General features: G+C 34.6%; 18 protein-coding genes. 10 read left to right on the top strand and 8 right to left on the bottom strand.

Going from position 1 to position 17,321, the window contains the following annotated elements:
• Nucleotides 1–27: 27 nt before the first annotated feature.
• A complete protein-coding gene (locus ACFWDE_RS26090; RefSeq protein ID WP_377895708.1) occupies nt 28–243 on the bottom strand; it encodes a helix-turn-helix domain-containing protein in 216 nt (71 codons plus the stop codon).
• A gap of 248 nt (nt 244–491) precedes the next feature.
• Here ACFWDE_RS26090 and ACFWDE_RS26085 point away from each other — a divergent pair, with 248 nt between their 5' ends.
• The 5 genes from ACFWDE_RS26085 (at nt 492) to ACFWDE_RS26065 (ending at nt 5,396) form a co-directional block, all read left to right on the top strand.
• The gene (locus ACFWDE_RS26085) at nt 492–1,385 is read left to right on the top strand and encodes an ankyrin repeat domain-containing protein (protein ID WP_377895707.1); all 894 of its coding nucleotides are present in this window, start codon (nt 492–494) and stop codon (nt 1,383–1,385) included.
• A gap of 466 nt (nt 1,386–1,851) precedes the next feature.
• Complete coding sequence (locus ACFWDE_RS26080) at nt 1,852–2,598, top strand: rolling circle replication-associated protein (protein WP_377895706.1); 747 nt, start codon at nt 1,852–1,854, stop codon at nt 2,596–2,598.
• 279 nt (nt 2,599–2,877) lie between these two features.
• Nucleotides 2,878–3,654, top strand: coding sequence for a recombinase family protein (locus ACFWDE_RS26075; RefSeq protein WP_377895705.1), 777 nt, complete (start codon nt 2,878–2,880; stop codon nt 3,652–3,654).
• Between the two features lie 28 nt (nt 3,655–3,682).
• Nucleotides 3,683–3,811, top strand: a complete 129-nt coding sequence (locus tag ACFWDE_RS26070) for a hypothetical protein (protein ID WP_377895703.1) — start codon at nt 3,683–3,685, stop codon at nt 3,809–3,811.
• Nucleotides 3,812–3,815: 4 nt separating this feature from the next.
• Nucleotides 3,816–5,396, top strand: a complete 1,581-nt coding sequence (locus ACFWDE_RS26065; protein WP_377895701.1) for a recombinase family protein — start codon at nt 3,816–3,818, stop codon at nt 5,394–5,396.
• Nucleotides 5,397–5,486: 90 nt separating this feature from the next.
• Here the strand turns inward: ACFWDE_RS26065 and ACFWDE_RS26060 are convergent, their stop codons facing one another.
• Entirely contained in the window at nt 5,487–5,654 is a 168-nt protein-coding gene (locus ACFWDE_RS26060; RefSeq protein ID WP_002010155.1) for a hypothetical protein, read from the bottom strand.
• A gap of 230 nt (nt 5,655–5,884) precedes the next feature.
• Between ACFWDE_RS26060 and ACFWDE_RS26055 the strand changes: the two genes are divergently transcribed.
• Complete coding sequence (locus ACFWDE_RS26055) at nt 5,885–6,415, top strand: YehS family protein (RefSeq protein WP_002010158.1); 531 nt, start codon at nt 5,885–5,887, stop codon at nt 6,413–6,415.
• 122 nt (nt 6,416–6,537) lie between these two features.
• Complete coding sequence (locus ACFWDE_RS26050; protein ID WP_002063587.1) at nt 6,538–7,245, top strand: M48 family metallopeptidase; 708 nt, start codon at nt 6,538–6,540, stop codon at nt 7,243–7,245.
• A gap of 69 nt (nt 7,246–7,314) precedes the next feature.
• On the opposite strand, the gene ACFWDE_RS26045 is transcribed toward ACFWDE_RS26050, so the two are convergent.
• Complete coding sequence (locus tag ACFWDE_RS26045; protein WP_215574322.1) at nt 7,315–8,010, bottom strand: GNAT family N-acetyltransferase; 696 nt, start codon at nt 8,008–8,010, stop codon at nt 7,315–7,317.
• 14 nt (nt 8,011–8,024) lie between these two features.
• Entirely contained in the window at nt 8,025–9,134 is a 1,110-nt protein-coding gene (locus ACFWDE_RS26040; protein WP_002063593.1) for a mandelate racemase/muconate lactonizing enzyme family protein, read from the bottom strand.
• A 93-nt stretch (nt 9,135–9,227) separates the two neighbouring features.
• On the opposite strand from ACFWDE_RS26040, the gene ACFWDE_RS26035 reads away from it, so the two are divergent.
• Nucleotides 9,228–10,514, top strand: coding sequence for a transcriptional regulator (locus tag ACFWDE_RS26035; protein ID WP_377895699.1), 1,287 nt, complete (start codon nt 9,228–9,230; stop codon nt 10,512–10,514).
• Here the strand turns inward: ACFWDE_RS26035 and nhaC are convergent.
• A complete protein-coding gene (gene nhaC, locus ACFWDE_RS26030) occupies nt 10,511–11,932 on the bottom strand; it encodes a Na+/H+ antiporter NhaC (protein WP_002010164.1) in 1,422 nt (473 codons plus the stop codon). The two genes, ACFWDE_RS26035 and nhaC, sit on opposite strands and share 4 nt — an antisense overlap.
• 289 nt (nt 11,933–12,221) lie before the next feature.
• On the opposite strand from nhaC, the gene ACFWDE_RS26025 reads away from it, so the two are divergent.
• Nucleotides 12,222–13,337 (top strand): M20 peptidase aminoacylase family protein, encoded by a 1,116-nt coding sequence (locus ACFWDE_RS26025; protein WP_199672992.1) that lies wholly within the window; start codon nt 12,222–12,224, stop codon nt 13,335–13,337.
• 150 nt (nt 13,338–13,487) lie between these two features.
• Nucleotides 13,488–14,096, top strand: a complete 609-nt coding sequence (locus ACFWDE_RS26020; protein ID WP_098988250.1) for an SAM-dependent methyltransferase — start codon at nt 13,488–13,490, stop codon at nt 14,094–14,096.
• A gap of 50 nt (nt 14,097–14,146) precedes the next feature.
• Here the strand turns inward: ACFWDE_RS26020 and ahpF are convergent, their stop codons facing one another.
• From ahpF to ACFWDE_RS26005, 3 genes are all read right to left on the bottom strand, one after another.
• Nucleotides 14,147–15,673: an alkyl hydroperoxide reductase subunit F gene (ahpF, locus tag ACFWDE_RS26015; RefSeq protein ID WP_002124933.1), complete on the bottom strand. Its 1,527-nt coding sequence runs from the start codon at nt 15,671–15,673 to the stop codon at nt 14,147–14,149.
• 14 nt (nt 15,674–15,687) lie between these two features.
• Nucleotides 15,688–16,251, bottom strand: a complete 564-nt coding sequence (ahpC, locus tag ACFWDE_RS26010; protein ID WP_000924420.1) for an alkyl hydroperoxide reductase subunit C — start codon at nt 16,249–16,251, stop codon at nt 15,688–15,690.
• A 580-nt stretch (nt 16,252–16,831) separates the two neighbouring features.
• On the bottom strand, nt 16,832–17,269 hold the full coding sequence (locus tag ACFWDE_RS26005) for a DUF3978 family protein (protein ID WP_016096989.1): 438 nt from the start codon (nt 17,267–17,269) through the stop codon (nt 16,832–16,834).
• Between the last annotated feature and the right edge of the window lie 52 nt (nt 17,270–17,321).

Raw genomic sequence — 17,321 nt, 5'->3', positions numbered from 1 at the left:
AAATAAGACGCTTCTTTTAGAAGCGTCTTATTTCTTATCAAAATCAATAATCTCTCTAATATCATCAAGCTCAAAAGCTTCTGCAATTTTTTCTATATGCCTAAAATTAATATTTTGTCTCTTCTGATTAGCCAACTCACTTAAAGCTGCATGACGAATATCCGTTAATCTTGATAATTCTCTCAAGGATATTCCTTTTTCTTTAGTTAGTTCATTTATTTTTACTATAACTTTTTTAGCCATCTTTATCCCTACCCAACTTTTATCAGTTGACCTTATGGAGAAAGATACCATATAATTTTTTATATAGTGGTACGCATTAGCGTACCGGATTTAATGAGAATAATCGCTTTTTGTGAAGAAAAGATAGGGTGTAATTAATAAAATATGAAATCTGTCGAATTTATGCTTGTTAAAGAAGGATAAATAATAGATATGAAGAAATTATTGTAAAATTATGGAATTTTATAAAGGTAACAGGAGGGAAAAAGATGCGAAAATTGTCATCTATAGAGGTGAAAAAGAATAATACAATATGGAAACGCAGGAGTATTTGGGTAGTTACTATAATAGTTATTATAATTGTTGCTTCAAAATTAGGTGCTTTTAGTGATACACCTAAAGGTATGGAAGAAGAATTTTATAATAATGCTCTCAAGGCTTTCGATGAGATTAATTATGTTGTTGAAGAAAATAAACCTGTTAAAAATAATGATGGAATCAAGTGGATGGATAAGCAATTAAACGATATGGATAAAGTTCCTTCAAATTTTAGTGAAGAGGAAAAAGAGCTACTTAGAGGATTACAACTCTTATTTAATGCTGCAAATGGATTAATGTTACACAATGAACGTATAGAGGTTCTAGACGATAAGTCATTGAAGTCATTAGAACAAAATTATTGGTCTATACGTTCGGTAATAGCGGAACGTCTTAACATAGAGGATAAATTAAAAAGTAATTCGTTAAATTTATTTAATTCCTCCGATGCTAAAAAAGAAGAGAATAAATCGCAGAATGAAGTGAAAGAAAAAACTAAGAAGGAAGATAAGTCATTAAGCACTTCAAGTTCCTATGCTAATATTAATGATGTAGATGATTACGGAGTTACTAAATTAGCACGTGCTTCAGGTGAGGGAAATATTGAGTTAGTTAAAGAACTATTAAAGCAAGGTGCTGATCCTAATTTGTACGAAGGTCATGGAGAACCACCTTTAATTTGGGCAGTCCGATCAAGCCAAGATAACGTAGTAAAAGTATTATTGGAAGCTGGAGCTAATCCAAATGTAAAATTAGCGGGAGGTATTACTCCTTTAATGATTGCAAAAGAACAAGGAGCAAATGTTACTATTAAATATTTATTAGAGCATGGAGCAGAAGAGTAATCATGGAAATTAAATAATGTATTAAATTTAACCACTTGTTGATTCGAGTGGTTTTAATTTTTTATAAATTCTATCCTTATTTTAATAAGTATATATAGTTCTCTCGATAACTTGTTGTAAGTGGTGGTAGTAAAAATGAATTAACTATTAATTATATTAGGACGAAGTCCCTCTGCGTAGCAGAGAAGAGCTAACTTTGAAAGTAGTTAAAGTGGATTTTAAGGTAATGAAATTCAGTAAAGTAAGGTGTATATAGAAGTTTATTTATAACTAGGGAATCTTTGGGAAATGTACTTAATAAGGTTGTATTAGCTAAAAGATTAAAAGTCGTAAGTCACCTATTATTTAGGTGGCTTGTTCACATTTTGTTCACAATTATAATATTTTTTTAAAAAATTTATTAACCCTTCGGATATTTTTTTATTTTCCTCCTTTGTTTAAGTGAAAGTTAAAAAGGAGGAATAGAATGGAGAGTTATAACTGTAAATTAATTGATTTGGGCGATTATGTAAAAGTAATTAAATATGAAAAATCAATATCTACTGCTCAAGTTAAGGCTACAAGTAGAAGTATTAGTGAGAAGCAATATTTAGATGTACAAGAGAAAAGTTTATCTAAAGTAAGAAAACTGAAAAATAGCGAAATAGATAAATTTATCCATATTATTATCTTGAACTTTAAGGTTAATGACATATTTATTACTTTAACCTATAAAAAGGAAGACGTTACCATAAATGAAGCGAGTAAGGATTTTGATAATTGGATTAAACGAATGCGTTGGCGATATGGTGATTTTAAATATATAGCTATACGTTCTTTTCAAAAACGTGGAACTATTCATTATCATCTTTTGGTCGATATACCAAGATTACCTAAAGAGGATTTAAAAAATAAAACTTTCGAGAAAATATGGGGACGTGGGGAGGTTTATATTAAACGAATTTATAAACTGGGAGTTGTATATTCTCATTCACCTTTACTAAAGTATTTGGTTGGTAATTTAAAGGAGTTTAAAGCCGATGAAAGAGCGTTTGGAAAAAGGTTATATATAAAGAGTAAAAATCTTATTGAGCCTACTGTAATTAAGGGTGACTACAATAAAATTATGGAGCATCTAAAGAAAGATAAATCTAATTTGGAGCAGATTGATAAACGTAAATGTAGTGTTGAATTTATTGGAAGTATAGAAACCGAAATATATATAAAAGAATAGAAATTAAAAGCAAGTTTGGTTTTAGAGTGTATTTATATTTAAAACATAAGTATTTTAAAATCATCTATGATGCCCCTAATAACGATACATTTAAGGTAATATTTAGGATTTTGAAGAAGTTTAAAAGGGTATTTTATAAAGTTAGTGGATAAAATATCAATTTTTGTTGGAATTGCAATTAAGAAGTAATACAATTTTATTGTAAAATATTAACAATTATTATTTTTTAAGATGAATGTTACGTTAATTAGAATTTTCGTTACGCTAGGAGGAAAAATGATGAATGTAATAGGGTATATAAGGGTTTCTACGCTTGGACAAGTAAAAGATGGTTATAGTCTTTCTTACCAGAGAGACGAAATTAAATCATACTGCGAAAAACAAGGATGGAATTTACTAGAGATTTTTATTGACGCTGGTATAAGCGGGGCAAAAGTAGATGAGGAAGCTTTAGAAGTAGAAAGAGAAGGCTTTCAAGACATGCTGACCGAGATTTCTACTTCGAGGGTAGATTTTGTAATAGTTCTAAATACGAACCGTTTATGGCGTTCTGATATCGTTAAGGTCTTAGTTCATCGGGAGCTTAAAAGGTATGATGTAGATGTTAAAAGTATAGAACAGTCAAATTATAGCATTTATAAGAAAGATCCAAATGATTTCTTGGTAAATGGATTAATGGAATTATTGGACGAGTATCAGCGGATGGAGATTACGATGAAACTAGGACGTGGTCGTAATATGAAAGCAAGGCAAGGGAAATACGCAGGAGGAAGAGCTGCTTTCGGTTATAGAGCGAAAAAGGGGCAAAAATTTCTTGAGGTAAATCAAGAGGAATCGTTAGTCATTAAACGATTATTTGAGCTAAAAAGAAATTTTCCTGGATGGTCTTTATCTGAATTAGCTTCTCAACTAAATGCTGAGGGATATTCTACTCAACAACGTAAAAAGTTTACTAAGGTCCAAGTTAAACGAATATTAGACCGTAAAGATTTCTACGAGGGTGCTTATAGCTATGGTGAAATAAAGACTAAGGGTGTACACGAACCGATTCTGTAAAAATTCAACATAAAGAGGAGAGAGAGAAATGGGAGCAAAAGAAAATAATGAGGTTATAAACCTTTTAGTACCCACCGTTGAGGAGACGAAAAGAAATGAATTAATTAGTTTGCTAGCTTACTTAATAAAGACACAAGCGAATAAAAAGGTGGGATAATTGAATGAACCAATCACTTTTTAAAATTGCTATATATACGAGAGTTTCAACTGAAGAACAGGCTAAAGAAGGATTTTCCTTAGGAGCCCAAGAGGACATCTTGAAAAAATATGCTGAAAGTAATAATTTTGAAGTATATGGTATATATTCCGATGATGGATATTCGGGAAAAAACTATGAACGCCCTGAAATACAACGATTATTTAAGCACCTATATGAGGGGAAGTTTCAAGCGATTCTAGTGAAATCCGTTGATAGGATTTCACGAAGGCTTAGTGATATTTCTAAATTACTAGATGATGTATTATTACCAAATAATTGCCGTTTGTTAGTAAGTGATAATAATTTAGATAGCTCTACTTTAAATGGAAGTATGTTTATAAACTTCTTAGGTACTTTCGCTCAATATGAACGTGGAATGATTATTGAACGAGTAAAAACTGGTATGGAAAAAAGGGCAGAACAAGGCTATTGGAATGGTGGTATCGTTTTAGGCTATGACAACGTAAATAAGAGATTAGTTATTAATAAAGAGGAAGCGTCGATAGTTAGAAGGATATTTAAGTTGAGAGCGGTTGGAAAAGGATATAAAGCCATTGCCCACCTATTAAACGAAGCGGGGTATAGATCAAAGAAAGGAAAACTCTTTAGCATCTGTACCGTAAAGACGATATTAGAGAATGAAATCTATATAGGGAAAGTTAAATGGGGTAAGAGAAGGGACTGGAATACTAAAAGGCGAAAAGGAGTAACGAAAGACTATGTATTAGTCGAAGGGAAACATGATGCTATAATTTCCTTAGAGCTTTGGGTGAAAGTGCAAGTTGTTAATAATACAAATAGGGAAAGTGTATCAAAGAATCGAAATTTTAATGGCGACTTTATTCTATCGGGGATTTTACGTTGCCCCGCTTGTGGGGCAGGAACTGTAATGAGTAAATCGAGGAAAAGAGATGGTAGCGGTTATTACTTATACTATATGTGCCAAGCATTCGCCAGTAAAGGTGTAAAAGCGTGTAAATCCAATCTAATTGGTAAAGAGAACATTGAAAAAAAGGTGCTTCAAAAAATTAGGGAGCTATTAAGTGACATGACTATTGTAGACGAGGTACTTAATAAAATTAAGAAGCAAAATATTCTCCAAGAAAACTCTGTTAAAGATACCTTGTTATTAAATAAAAAAGGCCTTCATAAGAAAAAATCCTATTTAGATAAGTTAAATAATGATTATTTTTCGGGAAAAATTAGGGCGGAAGTTTATAATATGCAAGCCGAAGCACTTCTAAAGGATGTAGCTGATTTAGAGGAAAAAGGGAGAGAAATAGAAAGGGAATACGAAGATTTAAAATCTGAAACGATAATTACTAAGGAAACGGTTAATGAAGCATTGAAAAACTTTAATAATTTATTTGATAATGCGACCTACGAACAAAGGAAAATGCTTATAAGGACAATAATAAAAAAGATAGAAGTTGAACCGAACCGAAAAGATTTAAGGTGTATAAGCTTTTGGTTTGATTATGATGATGCTTTACTACTTAGTAAGACAGGGGGAACCGTACCACAAATAAAAAGGAAAACCTAAGTAAATACAATCAATATATTTCACCTGGATTTTGCGTAACATTCATGTTTGAGTTGCCCACTAAAATAAAAAGAAATGGACTAACCTATATCAGGTTAGTCCATTTTCAAGTGTGTTAATTAATAGTAAATCTCCCTTTTGTACTTTTAGGAGCTTTTCGGTATTAGATCCTGGCTCTCCATATGTATATTCTGTTAGCATTGGGTCCTCATGTCCGAAGTTTCGTTCAGCATCTTTATAACCAATTAGATAATTCAATATTGATTCCCTCTCATATTAACTCTAGTATCATTATAATTTAATTGGGTTAAAATGGATAATTAAAAGTACCTAAACAACATATGTTGCTGTTTTAAAATCATCCCCAAAACCATTAATCCACCTAAGACTACAAAACCAACCTCTAAAATGTTAAAGTAGTAACTTAACGACATTAATTTACACATGCTAAAAGCATTACTATAATCAACATTTCAGGAGGACAAACAATGGCTATAAGCAATAATGATATTTTAATTCGAGTAAGATATGCTCTGGATATAAAAGATACAGATATGGTGGAGATATTTAAACTTGGTGGCGTTGAAGTAACAAAAGAAGAAGTGCGAAAGATGCTGACAAAATTAAAAAACAGTTACTATGATGAAGTTGATGATATTGATGTAGTTGAATATGATTACGAAATAAAATGCAATAATGTTATGTTAGAGTCATTTTTGAATGGTTTTATTACTTTTAAAAGAGGAAAACAAGATCCAAAACCAGGGCAATCGGATAGACAAGCGATGTCTTTAAAGAGTAATGGAAGTGTTAATAATCTCGTTCTAAAAAAATTGAAGATAGCACTATCATTAACAAGTGAAGATATGCTTGATATATTAGAAGACGTAGGAGTCATTGTAACAAAAGGAGAATTAAGCGCTCTATTAAGAAAAGAAGGCCATAAGAATTACAAAGAGTGCGGTGATAGATACGCAAGGAATTTCTTAAAGGGATTAGCTGTAAGCTATAGAGGATAAGAAATAAGCATTGTAACATTTATGATAAAGCAGTAAATGATATAATAGGTAGAGTAGGACGTTTGTATCCTGCTCTTTTTTATTTGTAAAAATAATTATGAACGAATACGTTAGGTGATGAAATGGTACATACATATTTAGGTGAGACAATTAATTTTCATATAACTTATAAGAAGAAAAAGTCGGTGCGTCTTTATGTAGATTCTTACGGAAATGTTGAGGTGCAAGCCCCGAAAGGTACACCTGTTGAATACTTAGTCCAATTGTTAGAGGAGAAATGGGATTGGATTCAGGCAACACGTAAGGAAATGCAGGAGCGAGCGCTTGGACCACAGGAAAAAGGTTATGATCAAGGAGAGGGTTTTCTGTATTTAGGAAACACATATCCGATACAGGTTTCTCAAGATGTAAGTATTACGCAAGACAATGCAGTGTTTGAAGGGGATAAGCTACATATTTATGTGAAAGAGCTTAAGGATGAGAAAATCCAGCAAGCTTTGAAGCGATTTTATTATAAGCAGTGTAAGGCGGTAGTGGAAAAGAGTATTAAAGCGCATCAAAACAACTTTAAAACAAAACCGCGTTCTATTCGTATTACAGATAGTAGTCGTACGTGGGGAACTTGTGATTCAAATCTACAACTAACATTCAATTGGAAACTAGCAATGGCACCTCAGAGGGTAATTGATTATGTAGTTGTTCATGAAATGTGTCATATGGTTCATTTAAATCATGATCGCTCTTTTTGGCGTCTTGTCGGAAAGATAATGCCTGATTATAAGGAAATGGAAAACTGGTTAGCGTTATCGAGCTGGAAGATGACGGTTTAGTTATTACTTTAGATTGTGGAATGAAATAAAGTAGAACCCTAATGAATTAGGGTTCTCTTTGTACATAGATTATCGTCCAAAATTCACAGTGAAAGTATCGTCTATTCTCTCCATCTCATACCCACGATACCCCTCCGAAAGCAACGCCTGCTGTCCACCAGCATCACTCATCGGAACGCTCTTAACATCGGACCAATCTCTTTCCTTATCCCCACGCAATTCCTTCACAAAAACATACCGCATACTCCCGCCATACTTCTCCTTCAGTGCAGCAATTTCCATACCTTGCGCAAACTTATCTTTTAAACTAGGGATGTTGAAAGGTGCAACGGTGCAACAAACATAGTCGTACTGGCTGTCTTCTTTTTGTAATTCATCCATGATGACTGTGGCTAATATTTTTTGCATGCCATTTCCTCGGCAGTTCGGATGAACGTTTGAGATTTCTTGATAGATGACGCGGTGTAGCTGACTTTCTGGTAGACCAATATCAAGCCCTAAATGTTCATCGTCGATAGGAGGGACTAGTAGGGCACGAAATGCGATGAGCTCGTTTTGTATAAACGCCCCGATCATCATGCCGTTTCCTTCTAGAATGTATTGAAATTCTTCTAGCGAGAGTGGTTGTAAACGACCTTTATCTTCTAGCGCTTCAACTATAACGTTTTGTAATGATAAAATTTGTTCGATGTGCTCTAGTGATAGTAATGTAACGTGAAATGGTTGTTCGTTTTGTTTTAATGTTCCTTCGTAAAGAATCGTCATGCGTTAGTCCTCCTTTAGCGTACAACGTCTTGAAAGACGGTTAGTTCTTGTAATGTATTTTCGTTTATTTCAATGCCGAGTCCCGGCTTTTCGTTTAAGCGAATAAATGGTACGTCGTAATGTAAGTTTCCGATGTCTTTCGTGAATTTTAATGGTCCTGTTAGCTCGACGCTAGTAATGATTTTTTTTGAGAAAGCGACATGGAATCCTGCGGAAGAGGCAACAGATGATTCGACCATGGATCCAACTTGGCATTCAATGCCTGCCATTTCAGCTTGATGAGCGAGTTTTACAGCTGGATATATGCCGCCGCATTTCATTAGTTTTATATTCACTTTATCAGCTGCGTCTAATTTAATAATTTGGCGCATTTCACGAGAGCCTTTTAGTCCTTCATCAATCATAAGCGGAAGATCTGTTTTCGAACGAATATGAGCCATTGCATCAATATCGTCTGCGACAACAGGCTGTTCAATCCAGTCGATGTTTAAATGACCTAATGAACGAAGTGCTGTTAATGTGTTTGCGCTATTTTTCCAGCCTTGGTTTACATCAACACGAATCGCGATATCATTTCCTACACGTTCACGTACAGCTTCAATTCGTTTTACATCTTCTTTTACATTCGTGCCGACTTTCATTTTGAAAGATTGGTAACCTTTCTTAATCATGGAAGCCGCTTCTTCAGCCATATTTTCTGGATCGGCGATACTTAAGACGTGAGTGACAGGAAATTCTTCATGGTAGCGTCCTCCAATTAATTGATATACAGGTTGATTTAGTTTTTTACCCAGTATATCAAAACAAGCGATATCAATCGCAGCTTTCGCAGTAGGAATACCGTAAATTGTATTGTCCATCATATCGTGTATTTTTTCGATATTCATTGGATTTTTCCCAATTAGAGCAGGAGCTAGTGTATGTTTTAAAACATGGAAAGTACTTTCCCATGATTCACCTGTAACGTGATCATCAGCAACGCCTTCACCGTAACCGATAATGCCTTCATCTGTTTCCATTTTGACGATAATAGAAGGCATATCAGAATAAGAACCATAACTAATAACAAACGGATCGCGAAGTGGTAAACGAATTGCGTAAAGATGAATAGCTGTAATTTTCATTGAATAAAGACCCCTTCCTGTTTACAATGGTTTTGTACATTTGATATAGTTGACGTTAAATAGTCGTTAATTGATGATAAGGAGTTAGAGAAAATGATGATAAAAATTGCAGTTGTCGGTTCAAAAAAGTTTATGGAGAATCTTTTACCTATTGCTCATAAACTAGAAGAGATAGAGATTGATCCATATATTTACCTTCACCCGGCAGAATCTTCCGAAATATTAAAACGTTTAAAACCTTGTGATGTTATCTTTTTCTCAGGTGCTTTACCTTATTATATGGCAAAAGAAATAAGAGAACAATTACCAATTCCAAGTGTATATTTGCAGCAAGACGAGACAACTGTCGCATCTTCACTTCTTTCTATATTATATCATCAAGGTATTCAACCTCATAAAATTTCAATTGATTTAGTAGATCGTTCGTTTATTACAAATGTGTTCCATGACATCGGTCTAAAAGAAACGCCGCAAGTGATGGATTATGAAAATATGTTATGGAGTAATGATGAAATTAAGAGAATCATTGATTTTCATTTAGCTAAATATCAATCAGGAGAGGTTGATTTAGCTTTAACTAGTATTCACGCTGTCTACGACGAACTTCAAAAAATAGGTATTCCTTCAGAGCGTATGATAGATCCGACGCAATCAATTATACACGGGTTAAAAGATGCAAAAATAAAAGCTGAGTTAGCAAAAAGCCATTCAGCTACTGTTGGTGCTTGTATTATATCCTTTATAGAGTTACAAGAAAGCTCGCTTGAAAAATTAAATGTAATTTCAAAAGAATTACGTGGTTCATTTAAACAAGTTGATGAAATGACTTTTATTTTGTATACAACTCGTGGTGATATCGAATCGAGTACAAAAACAAATACGATAGATCGTTTATTTATGAATATAGAAGGAGCGGTATCTATTGGATTTGGTTACGGAAAAACAGTAAATGAAGCGGAACAAAATGCAAAAATCGCTCAAGGTTTCGCAAAAAATAATCCGATAGAGCGCCGCTTTTATATACTAACAAGTGATAAAGAATTATTTGGTCCGTTCCCGAAAGAACAGAGAGTACAGAGAGTACAAAGTTTAAAAAACGATAATCCTGAATTTATGAAAATAGCGAAGGAAACGAAGCTTAGTCCTGCAAACTTGTCAAAAATTATTCAATTTAGTCAATCGCATCCATCTTTGAAATTTACAGCGGCCGATCTTTCTGAGTACTTACAAGTGACTCGGCGATCGACGGAAAGGCTGTTAAAGAAATTAGTTGATTACAGGTATGCCAATATTTGCGGCGAGGAAATGCCCTATCAACAAGGGCGCCCTCGTGCAATATATGAGCTAAATTTACCGTTGTATTCGTTTCAAAAATTTTAAGCTTCTAGTTGTGCTTTTTGTTTTTTCAGTAGATCTGCTTTTTCAATATCAGATAGCTTCGTAATTGTGAAGCCAGTTATACCATAAATGATTGAGATAATAGGTACGATGAAATTCAATATAGCATAGGGAGCATATTCGAATGCACCGACTCCAAGTGTTGCGAGTATAAATACACCACATGTATTCCAAGGTACGAAAACAGAAGTTAATGTTCCACCATCTTCTAATGCTCTGGATAAGTTTTTAGAATGTAGTCCTTTTTCTGTGTACGCATTTGCATACATTCTTGAAGGAACAACAATCGAAATATATTGTTCAGAGCAAGTAAGATTCGTTGCAAAGCAAGATGCGATAGTAGAAGCGATAAGTCCTTTTGATGATGTCGCTAATTTTAAAATTTGATTTACAATTGAGCGAAGAATGCCAGTATGTTCTAGTACTCCGCCGAAAGTCATAGCGACAATTGTCATAGAAACTGTATTCATCATAGAGCTTAAGCCACCACGGTTAAATAGTTCATCTACTAGTTTGTTTCCAGTGTCTATGACAAATCCACTTTGGAGTGCACCGACAGCTGATGAGACAGAGCCACCTTGAATAAAGACTTGTGATAAGAATCCTAAAATAACACCTACGAGAATAGCTGGTATAGCAGGGACTTTTTTAGCGACCAATACCATAACGACTACGGGTATAATTAATAGGAAAGGCGAAATAACAAAGTTTTGTTGCAATACTTGTAACGTTTGATCGATGCTTTTTGCATCGATATTGTTATCGCCGAAGCTTCTTCCTAAGAAAGCATAGACGATAAGAGTAATAATTAAACCTGGAATTGTAGTAAATAACATATGACGAATATGTGTGAATAAATCTGTATTTGTTAATCCCGCTGCTAAGTTTGTCGTGTCTGAAAGCGGTGACATTTTATCGCCAAAATAAGAACCGGAAATTATAGCGCCAGCAACCATTGGAGCTGGGATTCCCATACTTAGGCCAATTCCCATTCCAGCAACACCAATTGTTCCCATTGTAGACCAGGAGCTACCGATTGCTAATGCAACGATAGAACAAATAATTGTAATTGAAACTAAAAATAGTGATGGAGTTAAAAGTTTTAAGCCGTAATAAATCATAGTAGCGACGATTCCGCCGCCAATCCAAGCACCGATCGTTAAACCTACAAGAATAATGATAACGATAGCGGGTAATGCAAGGCGAATTCCTTTATACATCGATTCTTCAATGTCATTCCATTTGTAACCGTATCGCCAAGCGACAATCGAAGCAACGGTTGTACCGATAATAAGTGGGACGTGAGGGCTTTGTTCTAATACAACAATTGTAACCATCATAACTGCAACTGTAATGATAATAGGGATTATTGCTATGCCAAAAGGTATTTCTCTTTTCATAAACTGCCTCCTCATTATGTATGTTTGTATTTTTAGAATTGTCGCAAAATAGACGTTATTAAGTTATAATAACTAAAAATAGATGTAAGCGTCAATATAAAAACAGAAAATATCGAATATTCTATTTCTATAGATATCTTTATAAGATGAGTTGAAATCGGGTATTAACGGTATTAAAAAATAAATAATTGACTTTTTTCTTAAAATTCAATATGTTCATAAAAACATCTGTTTTTCATAAGTATAATTAATCTGAATGGTTTGTAATTAGGGGAAGGAGAATGGAGCTTTGAAAACATTAGAACTACAAGAGCGTTTAACTGAAATTTTTCAGCATTTACATGAAAACCCTGAAGTAAGCTGGAAGGAATATGAAACGACAGCTTATATTACTAACTTTCTAAAAGAAGAAGGAATTTCATATAAAATATTTGATGATTGCCCTGGCGTGATTGCTGAAATCGGAAGCGGGAATCCAGTTATCGCGATTCGTGCTGATATGGATGCGCTATGGCAAGAAGTAGACGGAGAATTTAAAGCGAATCACTCATGCGGCCACGATGCTCATATGACAATTGTGATGGGCCTTATTTTACAATTGAAAAATATGAGATGGGATAGCGGTACTGTTAGATTTATTTTTCAGCCGGCAGAGGAAAAAGGAAATGGTTCCTTAAAGATGGTAGAGAAGGGCGCCGTGGATGATGCTGATTTCTTATTTGGTGTTCATTTAAGGCCGATTGAAGAACTGCCTTTGAAACAAGCTGCACCATCTATTCGTCACGGAGCAGCAGGGTTTTTAGAAGGGATGATTCATGGAGATGATGCACACGGGGCACGCCCGCATCAAGGGATAAATGCAATTGATGTCATTTCGATGATCAATATCGGATTGAAAAATATATGGCTACCACCGCAGACGTCTTATTCTGTTAAGATGACGAGATGCCAAGCTGGTGGTGATAATCTAAATATTATTCCAGGTAACGGGCATTTTAGTTTAGATGTAAGAGCAGAAAATAACATATTACTAGATGAATTGAAGCGAAAAATAGAGCAAGTAATTCAGTCAGCTGAATCAATGGGATCTAAACTTTCTTATGAGTGGATTGATCTCGCACCAGGAGCTGAAGTGTCAGAAGAAGCTGAGCGCTTTATGCGAAAAGGTATTCTTGAAGTATACGGGGAAGAGGGATGTACTGGACCACTGTATACGACAGGAAGCGATGATTTCCATTACTACACAGTGAAGAGACCGCATTTAAAAGCTGTCATGCTTGGACTAGGGGCGAACTTACAACCTGGATTACACCATCCGTATATGAAGTTTGATCATAGCTGTATAATGGATGGAGTAGAAATATTGAAACAGACTGTATTGAAAGTGCTGGAAGACAGGGGCTAGAAAGCTCCTGTTTTTTGTAGGAATTTGTCGTTAAGTCGATATATTTGATTTTGCGGCGATATAATTTCACGTACCAATTAATTTGATGAAAAATTCTCCTCTAGTACATGGTGTATAATAATAAGTACCATTTGTTAATAGGAGAAAAAAATGAACGAACAATATTACGATGCTGTATTAAATATAAAAACCGTTGGTGAGCAAAAAGGGTTTAATAAATCTATGCACTATCACCGTTATGAACCGACACCATATAGCGGGTTGGATGAGTTATTGAATCAATATGAAATAAAAAGTAGCGATCGAATTGTAGACTTTGGGTGTGGAAAAGGGAGATTGAATTTTTACATGCATCATAAGTGCGATGCATCAGCGGTTGGAATTGAAATGAATGAAGCGTTTTATAAAGAAGCAATGGAAAACCGTGAGCGTTATGCAAGGAAGGTAAGAAACAGTAAAGATAAAATTCAATTTGAATGTTGTTTAGCACAGGAATATGAGATTGATCCACGTGATAACCGGTTTTATTTCTTCAATCCATTTTCTGTCCAAGTGTTTATGAATGTAGTAAATAACATTTTGCTTTCGGTAGAGGAAATAGAGAGGAAGGTGGATATTATTTTATACTACCCTTCTGAAGATTATATTTTCTTCTTGGAGAATCAGACTGCTTTTGAATTGAAGAGAGAAGTTAGATTACCGGGTGCTTATGAGAAGAATGGGAATGAGAGATTTTTAGTTTATACATTAGGATTATAAAAAAAGCAGGTGCCACGGCACCTGCTTGTGTAAAACTCACGTCTATATAATTAGTTACGGATTAAGTAATCAAATGCACCTAAAGCTGCATTCGCACCTGAACCCATAGAGATGATGATTTGTTTGTACGGATTATTTGTACAGTCACCTGCACCAAACACTCCTGGTACGTTTGTAGCGCCGTGCTTGTCTGTTACGATTTCACCGCGAACGCGTTCAACTGTTTCGCCTAACCAGTCTGTGTTTGGCACAAGACCGATTTGAACGAATACACCTTGTAATTCAACGTGATGAACTTCTTCAGTTTCACGATCGATGTAAGAAATACCGTTTACTTTATCAGTACCAGTGATTTCTTTCGTTTGAACGTTTTTCAGAACAGTTACGTTTGGTAAGCTGTTAAGACGTTCTTGTAATACAGCATCAGCTTTTAATTCTGGCATGAATTCAAGAACAGTTACGTGCTTAACAATACCTGCTAAGTCGATAGCTGCTTCAATACCAGAGTTACCACCGCCGATAACCGCTACGTCTTTTCCGATGAATAATGGACCGTCACAGTGTGGGCAGTATGCTACACCTTTGTTTTTGAACTCAGCTTCACCCGGTACGCCAACATTACGCCAGCGAGCACCTGTTGAAACGATTACGCTCTTACTTTTCAGAATAGCGCCGTTTTCAAGTTCCACTTCAATAAGTTCTTTTTTCTCTAAACGTTTCGCACGTTGTAGATTCATTACATCGATGTCGTATTCTTTTACGTGCTCTTCAAGGCTTGCTACTAGCTTAGGACCTTCAGTGCGTTTTACGCTGATGAAGTTCTCAATACCCATAGTATCCATTACTTGACCACCGAAGCGCTCAGCAACGATACCAGTGCGGATGCCTTTACGTGCTGCATAAATTGCTGCACTTGCACCAGCTGGACCGCCACCAACAACAAGAACATCGTATGGATCTTTATCAGAAAGCTCTGATGCATCTGGACCGTTACCCATTTTAGCTAAAATTTCTTCAAGTGTCATACGACCGCTTCCGAAAGATTCGCCGTTTAGGTAAACAGTTGGTACTGCCATGATGTCTTTACTTTCTACTTCCTCTTTGAATGCAGCGCCATCAATCATAGTATGTGTAATACCAGAGTTTAGAACGCTCATCACGTTAAGAGCTTGTACAACATCAGGACAGTTATGACAACTTAGGCTGATATAAGATTCAAAATGATATTCGCCTTGAATGTTTTTGATTTGATCGATTAATTTTTGTTCAACTTTTGGAGCACGTCCACTAACTTGTAGTAAAGCTAACACTAATGAAGTAAATTCGTGTCCTAATGGAATACCAGCGAATACGACACCAGTGTCTTCGCCAGGGCGATTTACGCTAAAGCTTGGTGTTCTCTCTAGTTCAACTTTTTCTACTGTAATCTTAGATGACATAGTAGCTAATTCATCTACTAGAGATAACATATCTTTAGATACGTTATCGTCTCCTGCGCTTACTTTAAGTAAAATATCGTTCTCCATTAACTGAAGGTATTGGGATAGTTGTGTTTTTATATCTGCATCTAGTATCATTTTGATCGAACTCCTTAGATTTTGCCTACAAGGTCAAGGCTTGGTTTAAGTGTTGCAGAACCCTCTTGCCATTTAGCTGGACAAACTTCACCTGGGTTGTTACGTACGTATTGAGCTGCTTTAATCTTGTTAACAAGAATACTTGCGTCACGGCCGATACCGTCAGCATTGATTTCCATAGATTGGATAACGCCGTCTGGATCGATGATGAATGTACCACGAGCAGCAAGACCTTCTTCTTCCATTAAAACGTTGAAGTTTGTAGTGATTGTGCGAGTTGGGTCACCAATCATAATGTATTCGATTTTGCCGATAGTTTCTGAGCTATCGTGCCATGCTTTGTGAGTGAAGTGAGTGTCTGTAGATACAGAGTATACTTCAACGCCTAAGTCTTTTAGAGTTGCGTATTGGTTTTGTAAGTCTTCAAGTTCAGTTGGACAAACGAATGTGAAGTCTGCTGGGTAGAAACAAACTACGCTCCATTTTCCTTTTAAACTTTCGTCAGTAACTTGGATAAATTCTCCATTATGGTAAGCATTAGCTTTAAACGGTTTTACTTCTGTGCCGATTAATAACATATTAAAATTCCTCCTAAAGGTTGGTTTTGAGCATCGGAAATTAGTTTGCTCATAAAATATATTTTTTAATTAACTATAATAATTCTAATTCGATATTAATTATCATATAAAAGTGGTTATTTTGTCAAGGAGAATGTAGCACTTTATTGTAATTTTAATTAATATTTATTCTCAATTGAGATGATGAAGTAGTTTAGCAGTGATAGAAGTAGAAAATTTAGTTTTAAATGAGTGAGTATAGTCATAGGTGAAGGTATTTTACTACGTAAATTTTAATTTGAAAGTGAAATGTATAAACGATAATTAAATTTATTAGTGGAAAGATTTCTTAGTAGATTGTGTATTTGAAAAGTAACTTCTTACTTTATTGTACAAAGAATTTTGCAATAAATAAAACAAAATGAATCGGAATCTTTTTGAAAACGTGTTGTTATTTTAAGTGTTCTTTTATTTGACATAAATTGAAGCATAAAGTATTTAGCGAAGGAGTAAAGAGGTAAGAAATAACTAAGATTGTTTTGCTCAATTTAAATGTAAAGAAATAATCCATCAAGCGTAAAGGTGCTTGGTGGATTATTTTTTAATTTATTTTTAATGTATGTAGGGCGCTACGTATATTGCTATTCAATGCTTCGAAAAATGCACGTAACTTGGAGTTTAAATGATTATTTTTATGGATAAATAGTCTTTCCGTAATTAGTAGTTCACCATTTATACCAAAACATTGCATTTGTACGGATATATCTTCATTACTTTCGTGAATAGTGGGGAAAACATAATGGAATACTTTGCTTGGAATCATATATTCTTTGATCATGTAATTTTCAGAATCACAATTTGGCGTATGTTTTATATAAATTTTCACATTTTCTTTCGTGACGATAAATTCTAACATTGTGCATTTTATTAGGTTAGGATCGAAATCATTGGATTCTTGTAAATATAAATTAAAATTCGTTCTATCGGAAATGGATTCAATATTTGTAAGTACAATATTTTGGTTATTATAAGTATTCATCTTCTTCTCCTTTAGTATATGTATTAAGAAATTATTTTAATTTATTATGGAA

Source organism: Bacillus sp. NPDC060175 (genome assembly GCF_042728695.1).
Taxonomy (GTDB): domain Bacteria; phylum Bacillota; class Bacilli; order Bacillales; family Bacillaceae_G; genus Bacillus_A.
This window is presented reverse-complemented; position numbering and strand designations above follow the sequence as displayed.

Excerpts from the sequence above, each read along its gene's own strand:
- ACFWDE_RS26075 (WP_377895705.1), top strand. The coding sequence starts at position 2,878 with ATGAATGTAATAGGGTATATAAGGGTTTCTACGCTTGGACAAGTAAAA.
- ACFWDE_RS26080 (WP_377895706.1), top strand. The coding sequence starts at position 1,852 with ATGGAGAGTTATAACTGTAAATTAATTGATTTGGGCGATTATGTAAAA.
- ahpC (WP_000924420.1), bottom strand. The coding sequence starts at position 16,251 with ATGTTATTAATCGGCACAGAAGTAAAACCGTTTAAAGCTAATGCTTAC.
- ahpF (WP_002124933.1), bottom strand. The coding sequence starts at position 15,673 with ATGATACTAGATGCAGATATAAAAACACAACTATCCCAATACCTTCAG.
- ACFWDE_RS26045 (WP_215574322.1), bottom strand. The coding sequence starts at position 8,010 with ATGACGATTCTTTACGAAGGAACATTAAAACAAAACGAACAACCATTT.
- ACFWDE_RS26020 (WP_098988250.1), top strand. The coding sequence starts at position 13,488 with ATGAACGAACAATATTACGATGCTGTATTAAATATAAAAACCGTTGGT.
- ACFWDE_RS26040 (WP_002063593.1), bottom strand. The coding sequence starts at position 9,134 with ATGAAAATTACAGCTATTCATCTTTACGCAATTCGTTTACCACTTCGC.
- ACFWDE_RS26050 (WP_002063587.1), top strand. The coding sequence starts at position 6,538 with ATGGTACATACATATTTAGGTGAGACAATTAATTTTCATATAACTTAT.
- ACFWDE_RS26035 (WP_377895699.1), top strand. The coding sequence starts at position 9,228 with ATGATGATAAAAATTGCAGTTGTCGGTTCAAAAAAGTTTATGGAGAAT.
- ACFWDE_RS26085 (WP_377895707.1), top strand. The coding sequence starts at position 492 with ATGCGAAAATTGTCATCTATAGAGGTGAAAAAGAATAATACAATATGG.
- ACFWDE_RS26055 (WP_002010158.1), top strand. The coding sequence starts at position 5,885 with ATGGCTATAAGCAATAATGATATTTTAATTCGAGTAAGATATGCTCTG.
- ACFWDE_RS26065 (WP_377895701.1), top strand. The coding sequence starts at position 3,816 with ATGAACCAATCACTTTTTAAAATTGCTATATATACGAGAGTTTCAACT.
- ACFWDE_RS26005 (WP_016096989.1), bottom strand. The coding sequence starts at position 17,269 with ATGAATACTTATAATAACCAAAATATTGTACTTACAAATATTGAATCC.
- ACFWDE_RS26090 (WP_377895708.1), bottom strand. The coding sequence starts at position 243 with ATGGCTAAAAAAGTTATAGTAAAAATAAATGAACTAACTAAAGAAAAA.
- ACFWDE_RS26070 (WP_377895703.1), top strand. The coding sequence starts at position 3,683 with ATGGGAGCAAAAGAAAATAATGAGGTTATAAACCTTTTAGTACCCACC.
- nhaC (WP_002010164.1), bottom strand. The coding sequence starts at position 11,932 with ATGAAAAGAGAAATACCTTTTGGCATAGCAATAATCCCTATTATCATT.